Origin of the sequence: uncultured Rummeliibacillus sp., assembly GCF_934216135.1 — a bacterium.
Taxonomy (GTDB): domain Bacteria; phylum Bacillota; class Bacilli; order Bacillales_A; family Planococcaceae; genus Rummeliibacillus.
The window spans coordinates 110,176-130,557 of sequence record NZ_CAKQBI010000006.1; the positions used below are offsets into that span (position 1 = coordinate 110,176).

Annotated in this window: 24 protein-coding genes; 15 read left to right on the forward strand and 9 right to left on the reverse strand. The window is 34.9% G+C overall.

The genetic code is table 11. The features are described from left to right. Positions 1–54: 54 nt before the first annotated feature. Positions 55–1,314: a threonine ammonia-lyase IlvA gene (gene ilvA, locus Q0977_RS05900; protein ID WP_119414029.1), complete on the reverse strand. Its 1,260-nt coding sequence runs from the start codon at positions 1,312–1,314 to the stop codon at positions 55–57. 182 nt (positions 1,315–1,496) lie between these two features. Between ilvA and Q0977_RS05905 the strand changes: the two genes are divergently transcribed. Continuing rightward, on the forward strand, positions 1,497–3,659 hold the full coding sequence (locus Q0977_RS05905) for an ATP-dependent helicase (protein WP_299511348.1): 2,163 nt from the start codon (positions 1,497–1,499) through the stop codon (positions 3,657–3,659). A 204-nt stretch (positions 3,660–3,863) separates the two neighbouring features. Here Q0977_RS05905 and bshB2 read toward each other — a convergent pair whose 3' ends face one another. Both bshB2 and Q0977_RS05915 read right to left on the reverse strand, forming a co-directional pair. After that, positions 3,864–4,556 carry a bacillithiol biosynthesis deacetylase BshB2 gene (bshB2, locus tag Q0977_RS05910; protein WP_119414031.1) on the reverse strand — a complete coding sequence of 231 codons (693 nt, stop codon included), beginning with the start codon at positions 4,554–4,556 and terminating at the stop codon, positions 3,864–3,866. A 16-nt stretch (positions 4,557–4,572) separates the two neighbouring features. After that, a complete protein-coding gene (locus tag Q0977_RS05915) occupies positions 4,573–4,926 on the reverse strand; it encodes a YojF family protein (protein WP_119414032.1) in 354 nt (117 codons plus the stop codon). Between the two features lie 214 nt (positions 4,927–5,140). Here Q0977_RS05915 and Q0977_RS05920 point away from each other — a divergent pair, with 214 nt between their 5' ends. The 3 genes from Q0977_RS05920 (at position 5,141) to Q0977_RS05930 (ending at position 8,568) form a co-directional block, all read left to right on the forward strand. Continuing rightward, entirely contained in the window at positions 5,141–6,028 is an 888-nt protein-coding gene (locus Q0977_RS05920) for an ABC transporter permease subunit (RefSeq protein WP_299511354.1), read from the forward strand. Further along, the gene (locus tag Q0977_RS05925) at positions 6,025–7,053 is read left to right on the forward strand and encodes an ABC transporter permease (RefSeq protein WP_299511356.1); all 1,029 of its coding nucleotides are present in this window, start codon (positions 6,025–6,027) and stop codon (positions 7,051–7,053) included. The genes Q0977_RS05920 and Q0977_RS05925 overlap by 4 nt, the downstream gene beginning before the upstream one ends. Positions 7,054–7,122: 69 nt before the next feature. Further along, positions 7,123–8,568: a hypothetical protein gene (locus tag Q0977_RS05930; RefSeq protein WP_119414034.1), complete on the forward strand. Its 1,446-nt coding sequence runs from the start codon at positions 7,123–7,125 to the stop codon at positions 8,566–8,568. A 90-nt stretch (positions 8,569–8,658) separates the two neighbouring features. Here the strand turns inward: Q0977_RS05930 and thiD are convergent, their stop codons facing one another. After that, positions 8,659–9,492: a bifunctional hydroxymethylpyrimidine kinase/phosphomethylpyrimidine kinase gene (thiD, locus tag Q0977_RS05935; protein ID WP_124217700.1), complete on the reverse strand. Its 834-nt coding sequence runs from the start codon at positions 9,490–9,492 to the stop codon at positions 8,659–8,661. A 208-nt stretch (positions 9,493–9,700) separates the two neighbouring features. After that, positions 9,701–9,970, reverse strand: coding sequence for a hypothetical protein (locus Q0977_RS05940; protein ID WP_299511360.1), 270 nt, complete (start codon positions 9,968–9,970; stop codon positions 9,701–9,703). 250 nt (positions 9,971–10,220) lie between these two features. Here Q0977_RS05940 and Q0977_RS05945 point away from each other — a divergent pair, with 250 nt between their 5' ends. The 5 genes from Q0977_RS05945 to Q0977_RS05965 all read left to right on the forward strand — a co-directional run bounded on the left by Q0977_RS05945 (position 10,221) and on the right by Q0977_RS05965 (position 12,640). Continuing rightward, complete coding sequence (locus tag Q0977_RS05945) at positions 10,221–10,955, forward strand: DUF4230 domain-containing protein (RefSeq protein WP_124217698.1); 735 nt, start codon at positions 10,221–10,223, stop codon at positions 10,953–10,955. Positions 10,956–10,959: 4 nt separating this feature from the next. After that, complete coding sequence (locus Q0977_RS05950) at positions 10,960–11,637, forward strand: uracil-DNA glycosylase (protein ID WP_299511370.1); 678 nt, start codon at positions 10,960–10,962, stop codon at positions 11,635–11,637. 151 nt (positions 11,638–11,788) lie between these two features. Further along, the gene (locus Q0977_RS05955) at positions 11,789–11,965 is read left to right on the forward strand and encodes a uracil-DNA glycosylase (RefSeq protein ID WP_124217697.1); all 177 of its coding nucleotides are present in this window, start codon (positions 11,789–11,791) and stop codon (positions 11,963–11,965) included. Next, positions 11,962–12,249: a YwdI family protein gene (locus tag Q0977_RS05960; protein WP_119414039.1), complete on the forward strand. Its 288-nt coding sequence runs from the start codon at positions 11,962–11,964 to the stop codon at positions 12,247–12,249. The genes Q0977_RS05955 and Q0977_RS05960 overlap by 4 nt, the downstream gene beginning before the upstream one ends. Positions 12,250–12,265: 16 nt before the next feature. Continuing rightward, positions 12,266–12,640, forward strand: coding sequence for a DUF423 domain-containing protein (locus tag Q0977_RS05965; protein WP_299511383.1), 375 nt, complete (start codon positions 12,266–12,268; stop codon positions 12,638–12,640). Between the two features lie 202 nt (positions 12,641–12,842). On the opposite strand, the gene gerQ is transcribed toward Q0977_RS05965, so the two are convergent. Beyond that, a complete protein-coding gene (gene gerQ / locus Q0977_RS05970) occupies positions 12,843–13,220 on the reverse strand; it encodes a spore coat protein GerQ (RefSeq protein ID WP_119414040.1) in 378 nt (125 codons plus the stop codon). A 369-nt stretch (positions 13,221–13,589) separates the two neighbouring features. On the opposite strand from gerQ, the gene Q0977_RS05975 reads away from it, so the two are divergent. Continuing rightward, positions 13,590–14,354, forward strand: coding sequence for an HAD-IIB family hydrolase (locus tag Q0977_RS05975; RefSeq protein ID WP_299511386.1), 765 nt, complete (start codon positions 13,590–13,592; stop codon positions 14,352–14,354). Between the two features lie 41 nt (positions 14,355–14,395). Here Q0977_RS05975 and hemQ read toward each other — a convergent pair whose 3' ends face one another. Then, a complete protein-coding gene (hemQ, locus tag Q0977_RS05980; protein WP_119414042.1) occupies positions 14,396–15,163 on the reverse strand; it encodes a hydrogen peroxide-dependent heme synthase in 768 nt (255 codons plus the stop codon). 163 nt (positions 15,164–15,326) lie between these two features. On the opposite strand from hemQ, the gene Q0977_RS05985 reads away from it, so the two are divergent. Next, complete coding sequence (locus Q0977_RS05985) at positions 15,327–16,160, forward strand: lipoate--protein ligase family protein (protein ID WP_119414043.1); 834 nt, start codon at positions 15,327–15,329, stop codon at positions 16,158–16,160. 100 nt (positions 16,161–16,260) lie between these two features. On the opposite strand, the gene Q0977_RS05990 is transcribed toward Q0977_RS05985, so the two are convergent. Beyond that, positions 16,261–16,902 carry an RsfA family transcriptional regulator gene (locus Q0977_RS05990; protein WP_124217695.1) on the reverse strand — a complete coding sequence of 214 codons (642 nt, stop codon included), beginning with the start codon at positions 16,900–16,902 and terminating at the stop codon, positions 16,261–16,263. A gap of 170 nt (positions 16,903–17,072) precedes the next feature. On the opposite strand from Q0977_RS05990, the gene Q0977_RS05995 reads away from it, so the two are divergent. The 3 genes from Q0977_RS05995 (at position 17,073) to Q0977_RS06005 (ending at position 19,330) form a co-directional block, all read left to right on the forward strand. Then, entirely contained in the window at positions 17,073–17,330 is a 258-nt protein-coding gene (locus Q0977_RS05995; protein WP_119414045.1) for a DUF1450 domain-containing protein, read from the forward strand. Between the two features lie 172 nt (positions 17,331–17,502). Further along, positions 17,503–18,801: an HD domain-containing protein gene (locus Q0977_RS06000; RefSeq protein WP_124217474.1), complete on the forward strand. Its 1,299-nt coding sequence runs from the start codon at positions 17,503–17,505 to the stop codon at positions 18,799–18,801. 22 nt (positions 18,802–18,823) lie between these two features. Further along, positions 18,824–19,330, forward strand: a complete 507-nt coding sequence (locus Q0977_RS06005) for a YwgA family protein (protein ID WP_119414047.1) — start codon at positions 18,824–18,826, stop codon at positions 19,328–19,330. 53 nt (positions 19,331–19,383) lie between these two features. On the opposite strand, the gene Q0977_RS06010 is transcribed toward Q0977_RS06005, so the two are convergent. Beyond that, positions 19,384–19,569, reverse strand: a complete 186-nt coding sequence (locus Q0977_RS06010; RefSeq protein WP_119414048.1) for a 2-hydroxymuconate tautomerase — start codon at positions 19,567–19,569, stop codon at positions 19,384–19,386. Between the two features lie 67 nt (positions 19,570–19,636). Here Q0977_RS06010 and Q0977_RS06015 point away from each other — a divergent pair, with 67 nt between their 5' ends. Further along, positions 19,637–20,149 carry a YwhD family protein gene (locus tag Q0977_RS06015; RefSeq protein ID WP_119414049.1) on the forward strand — a complete coding sequence of 171 codons (513 nt, stop codon included), beginning with the start codon at positions 19,637–19,639 and terminating at the stop codon, positions 20,147–20,149. Positions 20,150–20,382: the final 233 nt, after the last annotated feature.

The window sequence follows — 20,382 nt, forward strand, 5'->3', positions numbered from 1 at the left end:
GTTACGTTACATAGGAAGATTTCAATTTGTTTTATTTAAAGTTAAGCTACATACTTATACTAATAATGCAAATAATGTACTATCATTGTTTACTTCTTTGAAAGAAAATCCATTATGCTTCATGCGATCGAGTAATCCTGCATAATCTTCAGGATTTTTTAATTCGATGCCTACTAGTGCAGGACCACTTTCTTTATTATTTTTCTTTGTATATTCAAAGGTTGTAATATCATCCTCTGGTCCTAATACTTCCGTTAGGAATTGGCGAAGTGCACCAGCTCGTTGTGGAAAACTAACAAGGAAATAATATAATAATCCTTCATGAATAAGTGATTTTTCTTTTATCTCTTGCATACGACTAATATCATTGTTACCGCCACTAATGATACAAACAACAGATTTGCCTTTAATTTGATCTTTATAATAATCGAGTGCAGCAACAGGTAGAGCACCAGCAGGCTCTGCAATAATTGCGTGCTTATTATATAAATCTAAAATTGTCGTACAATCTTTTCCCTCAGGTACTGTAACAATATCGTCTACATACTTTTTACAAATCTCAAATGTTTTTTCTCCAACACATTGAACAGCTGCTCCATCCACGAACTTATCAATATGAGGTAACTCGACTGGATGACCTTCAGCAAGAGCTTCTTTCATACTTGCTGCACCAGCAGGTTCAACACCAATAATAGAGGATTGTGGTGAAAGATTTTTAACGTACGCAGAGATTCCGGAGATTAGTCCGCCGCCCCCAATACTAGCAAATACAAAATCAAGTGGCTCTTCAATATCATTCATCACTTCCACAGCAACTGTACCTTGTCCGGCAATAATATCTGCATCATCGAATGGATGGATGAAAATATGACCATCTGCATCAGAAAACTCCATTGCACTTTTCGCGGAATCATCGAAAGTATCTCCAGCTAAAATAATTTCGACGAATTCACGACCAAACATCCTTACTTGATCAATCTTTTGCTTTGGTGTGGTTGTCGGCATGAAAATATGCCCGTAAATGCCTAAATGTGCACAAGCATAAGCTACACCTTGTGCATGATTTCCTGCACTTGCACAAACAACACCTTTTTCACGTGCTTGTTCTTCGATTGTTTTAATTTTATAGTAGGCCCCGCGAAGTTTAAACGAGCGAACATGTTGTAAATCTTCACGTTTTAAGTAAACATTACTTTCATATTTTTCTGATAAATATTCATTCTTTTGTAAAGGTGTATGTACGACGACATCCTTCAAAAATTGATAGGCGATTAGTACGTTTTCCACCTGTACAGTTTTGTCTTGTACAGTCACATTAAAACCTCCCACTTTCTGTAAGCTTCAAAAGAGTTTAACTAATTATAGCTCTAAAAATCCGAAATTTTAAGTCAATTCTAAATATTTTATATAATAATTACAAAAATGATGAAAAAGGTTATACGAACGATATTTTCGTTATAATAGAAAGAACATAATAAGAGGAAGGTTAGTGCAGTATGAACTTTTTTGAGAAGATGCAAAAGTTGACAGGAGTATGTCTGAATGAAGTACAACAAAAAGCTGTACGTTATTCGAAAGGACCGCTATTACTACTTGCATCCCCAGGGTCAGGGAAAACAACAACATTGAATATGAAAATAGGGTATTTATTATTGGTAAAAAAAGTACCTGCACATAAAATTCTAGCCATCACTTTTAGTAAGGCTTCAGCCGTAGACATGGCTGCAAGGTTTGATCAATTCTTCTCATCTGTTATTCGTGAACGTGTTCACTTTTCTACAATTCATAGTATTGCATTTCAAATTGTACGCGAGTATTTCTCTATTCATCACCAAAACTTTGAAATTATTGAGGGAAATCTGAACAATGATTTTGATAAAAAGACAATTTTGCGGAATATCTTCGCACAAAAACGCAATACAATTCCTTCTGAAGATGAAATGGATGAACTAATAACATACTGTAGTTTTGTCAAAAATAGAATGATTCCTGAAGATTCTCTTGTTCAAAAAAAGACGATGATGCCAGGGCTTGTAGATATGTATAAACAGTACGAAGCTTTTAAGGTCCAATATCCAGGATTAGTGCTATTAGATTTTGATGATATGTTAACTTATTGTTATAAAGCATTGAGTGAAGACGAGTTCTTACGAAACAAGTATCAACAACGATTTGAATATATTTTAACGGATGAAAGCCAAGATAACTCAGTTATTCAACATGAAATTGTCTATCTTCTAGCTGCTCCACAATTTAATATTTGTGTAGTAGCAGACGATGATCAGTCGATTTTTATGTGGCGGGGAGCAGATGTAAGAAAGCTTCTCAATTTTAAAAAGATCTATCCAAATGCCAAGACTGTGACGATGGCACAAAACTATCGCTCGACGTCAGAAATAGTAGATACTGCAAACGAATTTATTAAAAGGAATCGGCATCGTTATCCGAAGAAGATGTTCACAGAAAATCCAGCGGGTGAACCAATTGAAATTCATAATTTGAAACGCTATGATTTACAACTTAATTATGTTGTTGGTGAAATACAAAAAGCAGAACATCCATCAGAAGTTGCTATTTTATATCGCAACAATAACTCAGCCATTTTACTGTGCAATAAGCTAATGGATGAAGGCATTCCCTTCTATATGAAAGATGTTGAGTTAAAGTTTTTCCGTCATTGGATTGTAGAAGATATTTTAAATATTATGAGACTTTCTTATAATGATTCGCGCGTCGATATTTTGGAAAAGGTTTATACAAAAATTGGCGCCTATATTAAAAAAGGACAAATTCAACAACTACAAAGAAGTGCTAGTAAAGAATCAGCATTTGACCGGTTGCAAAAAATTGTCCATGCCCCGTACCAAGAGCAAGTGCTAAAAAGGGCAAAGCAAACCATTCATAAACTTCAAATACAAGAACCTTATGAAGCGATTCAAATAATTCGCCAAAAACTAGGATATGATAAGTCCTTGAAAAACATGGCTGAACATTTGCGGATGAATGAGGATAACTTATTCGACGTTTTAAATACATTAGAGCAAATTGCTAAAGAACGTCCAGATCTAGAATCATTTGCCCGACGCTTAAAAGAAATTGAAAAGCTAATGCGAACTTCTAAAATGTATAAAGGCCAAAACGTTGTAACTCTATCAACACTACATAGTTCAAAAGGATTGGAATATGACAGTGTATATATGATTGATTTAATCGAGGGGATTCTACCAAATCATGAGGATATTAAAGAGTACGAATTAGGAAATACAGATGAAATGGAAGAAGCAACACGCCTCTTTTATGTGGGGATGACACGAGCACGTCATCATTTAGAATTGCTAACTTACAATGTTCGAAGTGATGTGCATGTAAAAGAATCACGCTTTGTTCAAAATGTCCGTAGAATCATCGCGCCAGAAGATGTGAAACAAACGACAGCAAGGAAACAACCTAAACGCCCAAGTTATCAAGTAATATCTGAAAATGCAATTACAGATGAATCAGATTTAAGTATAGGACATGAAGTAGAACATCATTTATATGGAGTTGGAAGAATTACAAGCATTACGTTAGACTCAATTGAAATTGATTTTGAATCCGTAGGTCCTAAAAAGTTCATGCTAGATTTTTGTTTGAGTCATGGATATTTAAAAAGAACATAGGCAAATAAGGAATACACAATAATTTTACAAAATTACGATGAGAGTAAAGATCTTTCAACGGAATCTTATAGCAAAAATGACATTGAATATTTTATATCCAGTTTCAATCTGAAATATATTATTGAGGCGTATTATTAAAAAAAGGCTATACCAAAGTATTTAGAAGCATACTTTGGATAGCCTCTTCAAAAGGGACTTCTAATTCTAGAATTTCTCTTCAAAATCTTCATGCCAACGATAAGAATACATACGTTCAATGACAAGCCAGTTATCATCTTCTGTTGCACCTTCATTTTTTCGTTTGGCTTCTTCTTGTAAAATCCAACCAGTTTGTGAAATATGCGCATGCATAGAATTCCATTTAGCTTCTTTGACATCTTGAATATCATTCACGATATCTGGTTCGCCAAGTCCTTCTAGAGTATCGTTTGCAAAAGCAACACCATAAAGACGTGGTCGATTTTCTTCAGGGATGCGTCGTACTGCTCTGACTACTGCTCTTGCAGTTGCTTCATGGTCAGGGTGAACTGCATAGTTTGGATAGAAGGTAATGATTAGTGAAGGGTTTAATTCGTCAATAAGATCCGTCATCATTTGAACCATTTTCTCGTCATCTTCAAATTCAACGGTTTTATCACGTAAGCCCATCATACGTAAATCTTTAATACCGATTGCATCACATGAAGCTTTCAACTCTTCTTTACGAATAAGAGGAAGCCCTTCACGTGTAGTGAACGGAGGATTACCAAGATTTCGACCCATTTCACCTAAAGTAAGACAAGCATATGTAATCGGTGTGCCTGCTTTTGCATATTGCGCTAATGTTCCAGATACTCCGAATGCTTCATCATCTGGATGTGGGAATACGACAAGAATTTGACGTTCAGGTTGTAGCATGTTTTTTCAACTCCTTTTAATAAGCGAATGGTGTTTCGCTAATTTCTAAAGCAACGGCCAATTTGCCATCGTAGCCATGTCCAGCCATTAATAAGCGACCCAATTCATCTAGTTCATAGTGTGTAATACCTTGTGCGTAAACCCAACCATCATTATGCAGTTTTAAACCAACACGATGAGGTGCATCAGGGGTTACTTTACCTAATTCATAGCTCAATTTTACGTTGCGTATAAAGGCACCTGCATTAAATACTTTTTCATCAAAGTGACTTGCATACGCCCCATTTGTAGTTTCTAAATGTATATAGACATCTTTATTTGCAAAGGAATTCAGAAGTTCTTGCAGCTTTTTTGTATCTACTATTTCCATCAAAATGCTCCTTCCAGAAGATAGAATCTACTCTATAGTATAGAGAATTATTAAAGTAAATGCGATTGCTAAGCATTTTTATAATATAGCTTTTTAAAAAAGGTCCTTACCTTACAGGGCTTTTCGTAAGAAATTGTTCATAAAACTGAATTAACATATGCTATCATTAAAATTATCTGATTATTTTTAATTTTTGTTTTTGGAGGTGTAAAAAATGAAGGATTTTTCTAATCGTCTATTACAACTGATCTGCGCTATTATAGGGATTATTTTGATAAGTGGATTACCAATTTTAATAGAAGGTGTACAAAGTCATACATTTTTATTTACTTTTACTTATTATTTAGACGCTATAAAAAGTTCAGTACTCGATTTATGGCCGCTTAGTAATTTAATAATCTCTGACCAACTTGGACAATTTACAAGAGAAATAGCCTTTTACCCGTATGTTTTTAATAGTATTGTCTATTCCTTTGAAATCCTTCTTCTTGCTTTAATAGCAGCAATTATATGTGCAATTTTAGGTACTTTTTTAACTATGTCCCTTCCTCAGAAAATGCGTCAAAAAGTGAAATTGATTTTTTATTTTCTTGAATCAATACCCGATATATTAATCATTATGCTAGCTCAATTATCGGTTATTTATATTTACCAGCATACAGGCACGTTGATTTCAAAGGTAGCTGTAGTTGGTGATCAACGAATTTATTGGTTGCCTGTGTTATGTTTAATGATTTTACCAATGATCCAATTATACCGGCTAAGCATGTTAACATTTGAAGCGGAAGAAAGGGCGATGTATGTTGAATTTGCACGATCATTAGGCTTTAGTAAATTATTTGTTCTTTTTGTACATATGTTTCGAAATGCAATTATTAGTGTTTTCTTTCAATCGAAAAAAACGATGTGGTTCATGTTATCCAATTTATTTATTTTAGAGAGAATGTTTAATATACCAGGGATTATGAACTTTCTTATCCATAACTTTAGTCATACCGTGTTGTTAGTAACTATCTTTTCTTTCTTTATACCAATATATATTTTTTATAGTTTAGGGGAATGGTATTTTCTTAGACGGATGCAAAAGGGAGGAGTAGTATGATGAAGCCTTTTTGGAAACAGCCTTTATTTATAATAGGATTTAGTATTTTAGCTTTTTTTCTAATTGGTAGTTTTGTATATGAATGGATCTTTGGGAATGTACCGAGACAACAATTATATATAGAAAAGAACGGGAAGGTTATTGAGTCACCACCGATTTCGCCTAATTTGTTATATCCTTTTGGGACGAATCAGCTTGGATATGACCAATTTGGCAAATTAATGATTGGCGGAAAGTATACAATTTTAGCAGCTATGGCAGTAGCGGCGTTCCGTATGCTGATAGCAGTACCTCTGGGCTTTTTTATGGCTACCTATTTAAAAAGATACCGTCCGTTTTTAACAGGATTATTTGATGCTGTGCATTATATCCCTATGACAATTTTTGCATATATAGCTTTAATGCCTGTACTGTGGATGCCACAAGACGGTTTTAGTAACTCTTTACTGGAGAGAATTATCATTGAAGTCGTAATATTAGCTATGTTGACGGTACCAATAGTTGCTTCGCTAATTGGTAATGAGGCTGCCATATTATACGAAAAGGAATATATTTTAGCATCTAGAACACTTGGGGCAAGTAAGTTTCGCATTATTCGAAAGCACTTATTTCCTCAATTGCGAGAAAAACTATTTGTTTTATATGGTCAACAAATTGTGGAGACACTAATAGTTTTTGCACATTTGGGTTTGTTAGATTTATTTTTGGGTGGGACAAAGGTAAATTACAGCCCAATGTTCGGCGATCCACCGATGTCCATATCTTTTGAATGGGCGGGGTTATTTGGTTCAACTTTCGGCTACTTGCAAGGTGCACCTTGGTTACCATTAGGTCCAGCAATTTGCTTCGCATTAGTGATTTTATCTATCGCTGCTATGATCGAAGGATATTCAAGAGCTTCTGTTGCTACAAAATCTTTAGATAGGAAGTTATCTAATCGTAAGGATATTCCCGAAGATGTTATTGCGTGGAATCAGCAACAACTAAAAGAAAAAATGATTTTATTAAAAGAAAAAACTCGTTAAAAGGCTTTGTTTTCCCTATGTTTATAAAAAAAGTAACTTTGGGGATACTAGGTCAAGGAGGCGAGTAGGGTGAATTTCACATTACCAAGTGTAGATAAAGAAAGTAAAACTTCAAGAGTATGGATGACGTCTATGATGCCTTTTTTATTTGTTGAGAAAGATAATAAGAAGTTGGCAGAAGAATTGTTGGCAAAAGGCTTTAAATTTTTTGATTTGCAAGACGAAACACAGGAATCTGCCTATTATGGAGATATTAAAATTTCGAATATCGCACTCAATCAGAATTTTTTGCCATACATAGAACGCAGACTATTTCCTAGTAGCGTCGATGAACATGCTTTTCATCGCTTTTCAAAAGCTATTCCTAAAAAGGGTGAAATGGTCATCCATGATCGTCACTATCATTTTCAAATATTAAGCGTAGACGTAATACTTTGTCCATTTGGTGTAGGATTTGCCACAGTACGGGTCGAATTACAAGATAATTATTCGCTGTCTGAAACATTGGATTTTATGCATCACTTCCGTATATTAGAACCGAAAGCTTTGGATGAAAAGGGTGTCAGGCTTTTTGTTTCGTCTTATACTTTTCATACTGTAAATGATCTTTTTATGATGTATCTTTGTCCAGAAATTCAACCGTATATTATTCATGATGAAATTCGTAACGGTTACTATGGTAGTTTACCTTTTTTTGAAGATGAAAGAATGCTGGTCTCGTCATATATCGAGATAGATGAAGATGAATTATCAATCGAACAAATTTACCGGGTAAGCCAATTAGATGGCTTTACAGAAAATGGTCTTCCTTATATCTCTTCAGGTAACAAGGAACATATGAAAGAGTATCTACAAACGAAGATTAACAACCGATATATGCCGAAGTTATGCGACATTACAACAGAGCATGTGCAAACAACGATTGTTTTTAAGCAAGCTGATGAAGTATTGCGGAGAAAAGCTAGAGCTCGATTTATGGGCATTCATTATTATAATGTGTTGTTACATTATTTTTATAAACTAACATTATTAGAATTATCCTTTAGATATAGCGAGCTTTCTTGGAGAACAGATGAAGTGTATATAGAAAAGTTGATGAAGCAAATAACAATATTTTCATCTAAATTCTATTTTCAAGAAGTTAGCAGTCGTTCGTCTAGTAGAGAAATGGCAAAAAGATTACGCAGTATATTCAAAATCGATGAGTTATTTGGAGATGTTGCAAAAACATTGGATGCACTATATGTCAATCAAGAAAAAACATCAGACCAGAGACAAAACCAATTATTATTTATTTTAACGATGTTCTCAGTTATTTCTGGAATTTTCGGTATGAACCTTGTTGTAAATGAATGGGATAATGGCTATAAGTGGTCAAAAATCTTACACTATTCAATATATGAATGGATATGTTTGGTGACAGCAGTAACAGGAATTTTGATGTCTGCCGGATTATTGTTAAGCACCATATACTTATGGGGAAGAAGAAAAATTCAGTTGAAAAAGTGGTATTAAAAAAGCATAATTGAAATTTGTTCAATCATAAAGTAAAAGAGTTTCCAACCTTAAAATGGAATGGAAGCTCTTTTCGTTAGTTTTATTCTATTAAATCTCAGTTACTGTAATTTCTGGTGCGCCATAAACGCCTTTAGCACCATGCATAACAGGACCTACAAATTTGTTCAATTTCCAACCATGAGTAATTGCAGCAGCAACAAATTCTTTTGCTTCAATAACTGCTGCTTTTACATCAAGTCCATTTGCTAGGTTAGCTGTAACTGCGGCAGCAAAAGTACAACCTGCGCCATGGTTATAGCTAGTATCGATTTTAGGTGTTTCTAGTAAATAGTGTTTTTCACCATCGTAGTATAAATCGAATGCTTTAGTTGGATCGATTGATCGACCACCTTTGATGACAATATTTTTCGCACCAAGAGCATGAATTTTTTCAGCTGCTTCTTTCATTTCATCAATGTTTTTTGGGGTTTTCATACCTGCTAATTGACCTGCTTCAAATAGGTTTGGAGTTGTTACTAAAGCAAGAGGAAGTAAGTATGTGATCATTGCATCGACATTACCAGGGTTCAATACTTCATCTTCACCTTTACATACCATAACTGGATCAATCACAACATTTTGTACACCAGAAGTTTTAATCGCTTCACCAGAAGTTTTAATCACTTCTTCTGTTGATAACATACCTGTTTTAAGTGCATCGATACCTGTTGAAAAAGTAGTTTTTAATTGTGCTTTTAAGACATCTATTGGTAATGTGTAAACTCCATGAGACCAATTATTATCCGGATCCATTGTTGCAATGACAGTCACTGCAGCCATACCATATGTGCCGTGTTCTTGGAATGTTTTTAAATCTGCTTCTAAACCAGCACCACCTGATGCATCAGAACCAGCAATTGTTAACGTTTTTTTCAATGACATAATGAGGACTCCTTTAAATAGTTATCAAATTTTTCGGACAACAGTTGTTATAGTTTGTCCTTCCTGCGCCTTTTCATAAGCGGGATATTGTGTATATCTATTATTCTTTATTATAGGGACTAAACTGAGTAGAAGAAAATAGTCAAAAATCATAAATTTGATGTGGTCAGTTTTATTCTCACTTATTGAAGATAAGTGAGTTGCCAATTTAATATTTCTCATTGTCCAGTGAATCAGCGCTAATGATTTTCCACAAAAGGAAAATCCCACTGCAACTAATAATAGCAACTATGATAGCCGCAATATAATGATTTTGTTGGCATAAACCAATGACAAAAAACAATAAAACAAACACAATGATCAAAACAAATACATAAAAGAACAGCACCCCAATAGACTTCACTTTATCAGGTACATATTTTGCATTTGTCGTCACATCTGAAACTTTTTTAAGTCTTTCTTTCCATTGAAAATTCATCTAAAATTCCTCCAGTAGAATTCAATAAAGATATGTATTGTAAGATTAAATTTAAACAGTCTTACTAAAACCATGTTGGATTTACAAAAAAATCTGTTCATTCCCTTAGTAGTATCGTAAATGAATTTTGGAAAAAAAAGAAACATTTTTGAGAAACCTAACATTTCGACAAATAGTCTACTTTCTAGCTACAATAACAGAAAGTATATTAATAGAAAGATATAATAAAGGTAAGAAAAGAGGAAAGCCTATGAGAACAAACAAAGAGCTAGAAAAAGTGCTAAAGGATTTTCATATGGGTGAACAACAAGCAGCCACGATTATGGAAGTTGCATCAGGCTCTCGCGTACGTTTTAAAAGTAGGATACTAATCCACCTATTGAAAAATTGGTATGTGTGGGCAGCAATCATAATAGTCTTATCAGTATTAATCTTACCCTTTGCTACTTGGAAACTTATTCAAGGAAATAGTTTTGCAGAACAAAAGGGGGCTTTGGTAGAGCGTATTCAAAACCTCAATGAATTAACAACTGCAGAAGCTTATACAAAGGTCATGATTGAACGTGAAAATAACGAACTATTTGGAAAGGAAATCGGTATAGATTTACCTGGTACCAAAAGACAATTACTTGTCGTTATTCCTGGGGGAGTAAAGGCTGGAGTCAATTTTTCAAATGTATCGGGGAAAAGCATTGAGATTAATGAAAAGAAAAAGACAGCTACAATTACATTACCTTCAGCAGAAATATTAGGTGAACCAGAGATTGACTTTGATAAAGTACAAGTGTTTTCAAGTGAAGGACTATTCCGAAGTAAACCGGATATTTCAGAAGCATATGATTTAGCCGCTGCTGCAAAAAAACAGATGATTGAAGAGGCAACGACACAGGGAGTACTGAAGACTGCTGAAAGAAATGCTAAGAAATCAGTAGCTGAAATGTTCTCTTTAGTTGGGTACCATGTCACAGTGAAGTTTAAGGAGTAGAAAAATGTCGAAGATTATTTTTGATAATGATTGGCAAGATGTATTAGGAGCAGAGTTTGAAAAACCATATTATCTACAATTACGCGAGTTTTTAAAGCAAGAATATTTTACGAAAACAGTTTATCCACCTATGGAAGATATGTGGAGTGCCTTTCGTTATACACCTTATGCCAAAGTAAAAGTTGTGATTTTAGGGCAAGATCCTTATCATGGACCAGGTCAAGCACATGGAATGAGTTTTTCAGTTAAACCCGGTGTACCACATCCACCAAGTTTACAAAATATGTTCAAGGAGCTACATGACGATCTCGGATATGATATTCCAAGAGACGGTACGTTGATCAAATGGGCTCAACAAGGAGTATTATTATTAAATACAGTGCTTACCGTCCGTGCTCATCAAGCCCATTCACATAAAGATCATGGATGGGAGCAGTTTACAGACACAGTCATTCAAAAGTTATCACAACGAAACGAACCTATTGTCTTTGTATTATGGGGAAGACCAGCACAACAAAAAGAACGACTAATTGATACGACACGTCATGCTATTATTAAAGCACCTCATCCAAGTCCTTTGAGTGCCTATAGAGGATTCTTTGGCAGTCGCCCATATTCGAAAATCAACAATCAACTAGTGGCATGGGGGATGGAACCGATTGACTTTGATTTAACAAAATAGATGAAAAGTCTATGACAGTATAAGTAATCACACTACACCAAAAACTATAAACATGGTAAAGTGATACTAAAAGAGGGACCAGATCGAAAGTGTCTTTTAAACTTTCAATTTGGCGAATCATTCTTAAAGTCAAGTGAAGAGGGGACGCAAGATGCAACAGAGTTGTTTTAAATGTAAACACTTTTTTGTCACTTGGGATCAGCACAATCCTAGAGGATGTCGTGCCTATCAATTCAAAAGTAAAGCGATTCCTTCAATTGTAGTAAAAAAATCGTCAGGCTTGGATTGTTTAAAGTTTGAGCAAAAAGCAGGGGGAAAAGTACAATGATTTCTTATGAAGTAATTGTCACTGAAATAGCAAAGCATATAACACAAGCGCAATCTACTACTTCAGATGCACAAATACGTGAGGAGCTTTCTGCCATTCGCGCATTATGTGATGTAGCTTTACATAGGGAAGGGACAAAACTTCCATCTAGTCCTAGTTTTCCTAAGATGATGACAAATGTAAATCCATCACCACAGCAAACTTCCGGACAAGTTTCCCCATCGTTGATGGTTAACAAGTTACAAGAAGACGATGCAAATGGTGATTCAATTTTTGACTTTTAGAAAGGAATGTACAACGATGAAATTTAATATTATAGCAGGTGCAGTATATGCACTTCTAGCAGTTGCTTTTGGTGCCTTTGGTGCACATGCATTAAAAGATGTATTAACAGAACATTATGCAGCAATATGGGATACGGCTGTACAATATCAAATGTTCCATGCAATTGGTTTAATCGTAATTGGTATTTTAATGAGTAAAGGTATTCTAGGACCAACCACAATGCTTTCACGCGCAGGAATTATTATGTTCATAGGGGTCATAATCTTCTCAGGAAGCCTATATGTTCTAGCAATCACTCAAATAAAAATTCTAGGTGCCATTACGCCAATTGGAGGCGTCCTATTCCTAATCTCATGGCTAATGGTAATCTTAACTGCATCAAAACTATAAAAGCGAAGCCGGCTCGAACTGGCCCGACGCGCATTGGAGGGCCCGAATCGAAAGTATTTTTACAACTTTCGACCGAGGGACCGAAATGACACGAGGGTCAAGCCGGCAGAGCTGGATAAATAAAAGCGAAGCCGGCCGAAAAGCAGCTTGAGTTCTAAAAACTAAAAATGCCATATGCTTATAGCATATGGCATTTTTACGCCTATGGATTTTGATTGAAGTAATTCATTTGCTCATCAAATTCTGCATAATCGAAGTAAATCATAGGCATCAAGAATCGATGATTTGTATTAAGTTCACGTAAAATAACATGATCTCGACCTGCAGCTTCCACAACACCTCTTATATTAAGGGTATTTCCTTGTGGAGCAACCGCATGTTCAAAAGAAAAGTGAAAGTTTCCAGGCTTTCCTCGATTTAAACGGAGAATATTCTCGATATAGGACTGTTCTCTTTGTGGAAAAACGTTTGTTGTTCCAGGCGTACCTGCAGTAGGTTGAGGGGTGCCACTAGGAAAGGCTGCACCACTAGGATATTGCGTACCGCCAGAATAATTTGGTGTCCAATAATATTGAACCATTTCATCTTCCTTTCAGAATATTATACTTGTGGACAATCATCTACTGATGGAGACAAAAAACATGTGCTTTATAATGTCAGTCTTTAGATGCCTATAAAAGTTTGTAGGATAATCACCTGTAACCTACATAACTAGAGCAGTAAATCAAGCTCTTTGGACATTACTCTAAAACAGACATTATATAACCTCCTCTTCTTTATATATGACAGTTAGGTAAAATAAGAACCAGAAAATTTGTATAAATTTATTGGAAGGAGGGAAATAATCTTATACATGCCACATCCTTCGTATGCAATTAATACAATCGTATACTTTTAAGTAAAGTATTAAGATGATTATGTAAAAAAACAGAAAGAAGTGTTTGTTTATATGCAATTTGTTTTCGATTTAGATGGTACGATTTGTTTTGAAGGAAAGCCTGTTACTAAATCTATATTAAACAGTCTCGAACAGTTAACGGAAAAAGGACATGAAGTTATATTTGTATCTGCACGTCCAATTCGTGATATATTGCCAATTCTACATAAAAGATTCCATGGCTACAAAATGGTTGGAGGAAATGGTTCACTAATATGTATGAATGGGGATATAAAACAAAACGCTGAATTTGATAATATTACTTTAGAAAAGATAAAAATTTTAATGGAAGAATACCACGCTACCTATTTAATCGAAGGTGATTGGGATTATTCTTATACAGGTCCGGCAGATCATCCTATTTTAACTAACTTTGATCTTCAAAAGCTTGCTATAAATAAACCAATAGGAAAATTAGAGCATGTTGTGAAAATTGCTATTCTAACTTCTTTTAATATGATGGGGCTAAGAAAAAAGCTAGATAAATTAGACGTAATTATCCAAACTCATCACCAAGAGGGGATATTAGAGATTACTCCTTGTGGTATTCATAAGTGGAATGCCCTTCAACAATTAGGCGTTCAAAAAGGAAAGTATATTGCATTTGGCAATGATGCTAATGATATCAGTATGTTCGAAAATGCCCAACATAGTGTAATGATTGGAAAACATCCCTTACTGTCACATTACGCAGATGAAAATATTGAAAACGATTCGTTGCGAGAAGAAAAAATAATTGAAAAACTATCGGAATTGGATAACCGTTTCGCATATTAAAAAAACCCGCTCTTCTTATTCTAGAAAGAGCGGGAATTTTTTTATTTTACAGCTAAGTACTTAACTAATTTATCATTATCCATGATGTTACCAACGAAGAATTCGCCGAAGTCTGCATAACGAGCTGAAACTTCATCAAAGCGCATTTCGTAAATAAGTTTTTTAAATTCAAGAACATCATGAGCAAATAATGTAACGCCCCATTCATGGTCATCAAAACCGATAGAACCAGAAATAATTTGTTTAACTTTACCAGCATAACTACGACCGATTAAACCGTGAGAACGCATTAATTCGCGACGTGCATCCATCTCCATCATGTACCAGTTAGCGCCTTTTTGACGACGTTTGTCCATTGGATAGAAACAAATATGTTCCCAACGTGGAAGCTCAGGGTATAAACGTGCACGTACATGAGGATTTTGATATGGATCTTCAGCTGGTTCATCTCCAGCTTTTTTGCTTGCTAAGTAGTTAGAAAGTTCAACTACAGATACATATGAGTAAGTTGGAATTGTAAAATCAGCTATTGCTAATTTGTTGAATTCGTTTTCAAGATCTTGTAGTTCTTCCATTGTTTCGCGTAATGTCATTAACACGAAGTCTGCTTTTTGACCTAAGATAGAGTAGAAAGCATGGCTACCTGTTTTAGCAATATCTGCTTCGTTAATTTTTTCTAGATAGTTGATGAATTCATCAACGGCTGCTTTACGTTCTTCTTCGGAAACTAATTTCCATGAAGCCCAGTCAATTGAACGGAAATCATGTAATACGTACCAACCATCTAGTGTTTGTGCTGCTTCGATCATAATCGTGGACACTCCTTCTTATTGAGAATCATTCACGTTAATTTTAACATAAATGCTTGAGAGGTCTATGTAGAACGCTTCGGTTTCACCATTTTGACATGAGTTATTCGTTAAAATCATGTATGCTTATAGGGTATATAAAACAATTTCGGGAGAATTGACTATGAAAGATTATTTACAACAATCAGTATGGCGTTTTTGGGATCAATCGGTTAGTGGTAAAGGACGTTCACCATTAGAATCATTTGCTGCCGATGATACACTATGCCAATTAGTTGGACAAGGTTTATCCCCAGCAACAATTCGGACGTGGGTACACGATCAATCGGTTGTACTTGGGATTCAAGATCATCGCTTGCCACATGTTCAGGAAGGAATGGCATTATTAAAAGATAGAGGATTTAAACCAATCGTTCGAAATTCAGGTGGCTTGGCTGTTGTATTAGATCCAGGTGTATTGAATATTTCAATGGTTTTATCTGAGAAAGAGGAAAAAATAGATATTAATACTGGCTATGATATTATGGTTTCGCTGATCAAAAGGTTATTTCCAAAAGTTGCAGATAAGATAGAAGCATATGAAATTGTGGGTTCTTATTGCCCAGGCTCCTATGATTTAAGTATTAATGGTAAGAAATTTGCAGGGATTTCCCAACGCCGTTTACGTCAAGGGATTGCTGTACAAATTTATCTATGTATTGAAGGAAGCGGAGTCGAAAGAGCAAAGCTTGTCCGTGATTTCTATGACATTAGTTTGCAAGGAGCAGAAACAAAGTTTAAATATCCAGATATTAAACCAGAAGTAATGGCTTCTTTAAACGAATTAGTAGATGAAACATTGACTGTACAACAAACAACTATAGACTTGCAGAGTTTGCTAGTTACTTTAAGTGATGAAGTGAAAATGGGAACATTACAAGAAGATGAAATGGAATTGTATACATTCTATTTGAAGAGAGTTCTCGACAGAAATCAATCGATGTTGTCAAAACGTTAAAGACATTTATAATTTAATTTCCTATTCTGTCGATTTCCTGGGAAATTTAGAAAAAGCCTGATTGCTATTTTTCAACAATAACAATCAGGCTTTTTAAATACTATTCTTCGACACCTACTGAAGAATCTTCTTTTTTAACGAGATTACCATTTCGCTCCATCGTAAATACAGGTGCGATATGTTCATCTTCTGTGCCTAGAGTCATTAAACGTCTTGCACGGTTCATCACTTGCATAAATTGGTCGTAATCTTTTTTCATATTACGATGCTCCTTTTCTAATCGCAATACTTCTTTTTCTAATTGTGAAGCTTTTTCATTTGCTATATTTGCTAGATGACGCCATCTTGTCACTTCTTCATCATGGAAGTCACTTTGTTGTAAACGCATTAGATATGCAATAACAAGGTCGATTGACATTGCAGAAAGTGGAATTGAACGCGTCACTTCATTATGCTTTTCATTTGGCAGCAGATATAGTCCAGCAGTTCTTCTTCTAGCAGAAGTACCATAAATGCGCATTCTTTCCTTTCTCTCTTTTTTAGCAGAAGCTAGTTCTTTCTCATAGTTTTTTCGTACTACTGCATTCCAGCGAAAGCCGCAAGCCGCAGCAGTGCGGTTTAGTGCATCTCCAGCTTCTTCGAAAGCAGTGAGTTGTGTACTTCCTTCTTTTACATGGCGTAAAACAGCTTCTGCTAATAATTCATCATTTTCTGGTAACCAAGCATCTTGTCTTGTTTTCATTGATTTAAAACCTCCTATTTGATTCATAGGATTAGCCTAGACAGTTTTTATATTTTTTATTCATAAACTTGTAAACGCTTTATGAGTATTATGTCTTGAATGAAAGATAGAAAATACGCTACACTATTACATAGACTTAAAATTGAGATATAGAAAGGGTTGTAGACAAAATGGCAAACGAATTTCGTGTTTGCGATGAATGTCAGGCCGTTAATTTAAAAACATTAATTCCTAAGCTTAAAGAAATTGATCCAGATGCGACGATAGATATTAAATGCCAATCTTATTGCGGACCTGGACTTCGGAAAACATTTACTATTGTAAATAATCGTCCATGTGCAGCTCATACGGAAGATGAATTAATGCCCAAAATTATCGCAAAATTAAAATCACAAAAGAAATTACCAGAAAGTTATCAAGAAAAATAAGGTACTACTTAGAAGTATCTTGATTTTTCGCGAAATTAGAATAAAAAAGTATCATAAATTTTTCTTTTATACGACTTTTTCCACCTTTTAATAAGGTGGTTTTTTCGTTTATAATGTTGAAATATAAAAGGTATGCAAGAACTTTAAAACAGGGTTAGTGGAGGTGCTTAAATTGAGTTATGCGACAAAAAAGTTAGCTGAAGAGAAAGTATTCAAAGACCCGGTGCATCGCTATATACATGTACGAGATCAAGTGATTTGGGATTTAATCGGTACTAGGGAGTTCCAACGGTTACGCCGTATTAAACAGCTAGGAACGACGTATTTGGTGTTTCACGGTGCAGAGCATAGCCGCTTTAGCCACTCTTTAGGAGTTTATGAAATTGTACGTCGGATGGTCGATGATGTGTTCAAGGGTAGACCAGAATGGGATGAAGGCGAACGCCTCGTTGTACTTTGTGCAGCTTTATTGCACGATTTGGGTCACGGCCCATTTTCGCATGCATTTGAACATGTTTTTGACTTAGACCATGAAGCATTTACTAGAGCTATTATCAAAGGTGACACAGAAGTAAACGAAGTATTAACTCGCGTGGCACCAGACTTTCCTCAGAAAGTTTCGGATGTTATAGCTAAAACGTATGTAAACAAACAAGTGGTTAGTATGATTTCAAGCCAAATCGATGCAGATCGCATGGATTACTTACAAAGAGATGCGTATTTTACAGGTGTTAGTTATGGGCACTTCGATATGGAAAGAATACTTCGCGTTATGAGGCCTCAAGAAGACCAAGTAGTGATTAAATCTAGTGGTATGCATGCAGTAGAAGACTATATTATGAGTCGCTATCAAATGTATTGGCAAGTCTATTTCCACCCTGTTTCCAGAAGTGCTGAAGTTATTTTAACGAAAATCTTGCATCGCGCAAAAGAGTTAAGTAAAGAAAACTATCAATTTTTACAAGAACCTACGCCATTTATCGCGTTTTTCAATAACCAGATAGAGTTGGAAGATTATATATCTTTAGATGAAAGTATATTGTTAACGTATTTTCAAATGTGGACAAAAGAAAAGGATCCTATATTAAGTGATTTGAGTCGCCGCTTTATTAATAGAAAGTTATTCAAATATATCGAATTTGATCCGGCAAATGAGTATCAAAAACTAAGAGATTTAGAGGATTTGTTTATCCAAGTAGGCATTAACCCAAAATATTACTTAGTACATGATTCTATTTCTGACTTACCATATGATTTCTATCGCCCTGGTGAAGAAGAGGAACGTGTACCGATTCAATTATTAATGCCAAATGGAGAGATAAAAGAATTATCACGTTGTTCTCAAATAGTAGATGCTATATCAGGTAAACGTAGATCAGATCACAAACTGTATTTTCCTGAAGATGCATTATTGCAAAACGGGAAACAAAAAACATTACGAAAACAAATACTAAATGTGTTGAGAGGATAAGCCTTCTCGAAAGGAGAAAATCGTGCTAGAAGAACATGCTAAAGTCGTACAATTCGTGTCATTAGCAGGACAAGTCACTGGTCGCAAAAAGTTACAGAAGATGGTTTATATAGCTAAGAAGATGCAATTTCCATTCCATGAAAAATATCATTTCCATATTTATGGACCGTATTCAGAAGAACTTACATTACGTGTTGAGGAACTATGTACAATGGGCTTTTTAACTGAACAAATGGAAGACAAGGGATCCTATGTTCAATATTGTTATGAAGTAACAGATAAGGGGATAGATTTTTCAAAAGCTTTATGTGAAGAACAACAAAATTTAAACGAAGTTGTTCATATTTTGAATAGTAAAAGTGCGAGATTTTTGGAATTGGTATCAACACTATTATACTTTGGAGAATTATCAAGAGAAGAGCAAATCGAGAAAGTCCATGTTGTAAAGGGAAAACTGAATTTTACAGAACAAGAAATAAAGGACGCCTTCGAACTAATTGACATGCTCTCAACATTTAAAGTGAACTAATATTAAATCACAAAAAGTGTATTCGACTTTTCTACCGAATACACTTTTTTATATTACTGTTCGCTTTTACGAACGCCACCGATTGCATAATGTTCTTTTTTCATTTCTTCAATAATAATTGTAATATTTTCTTTAGGGGCATTAACCGTTTCTGAAATAGCATCGGTCACTTTTTCGACTAGATTGTGTTTTTGTTCGTCAGTACGTCCTTCAATCATTTTAATCGTTACTACAGGCATTCTAAGTCCTCCTCATGTAAAATATAGTGTATATTCGTTATAATAACAGAACGGAGGGATTTAGCGTATGACAAATGAAGAAAAACCAAAAAAAATGGAATTTACCATTATAAAAAACAATCCGACTGACGGTCACAAAGGGTTTGGTATTGGAACTCTATCACTTGAAAATGTATCACCTGTTATTATTGATATTGAAGAAAAAACGGCTGAAGTTGATATTGGGGCCATGCATGCTCGAAGTGCAGTAGAAAAGGGCATAAAATTCACCACTGATCGAGCTGATTCAGAGGGCGGAAAACCATATTGGTTAGTTTGGGTGACAATTGAGCAAAAACCAGAAGGCGCATATTATGCAGGTGTAACAGCATGTGAAATGGTTGTTAATCGTGAAAAACGCCGTGGTTATAAAATTCTTGCAGACCATGTCAATAAAATGGACAAATCGATGAAAAGACATATCATTGTAGAACATATGGATGATTCATCAAAACACGTTTTAGGGGAATTCTTGAAGAATTTCAATAAAGAAATGTGGGAAAACAGTGATACTCAATTACACACTGATTTAGGATTTTAGGAAACCAAAAATTGAAAAATCTGTGACATTTCCTAAGTGTTTTCAATATCATGGTTGAAACTGACATGGAAAGACGATAAACTGAAGGTAAAGCTTACAAAAGTAAAGTAAGCTAGGACAAATGCTTATTGACTTTTAAATGAGTATTATTTGGCATTTTGTATGGACCAAGCTTAATGCTTAATAATTCTTATACTTTAGTAAGCGAAGAGGCTTTCATTCCAATGGATAAC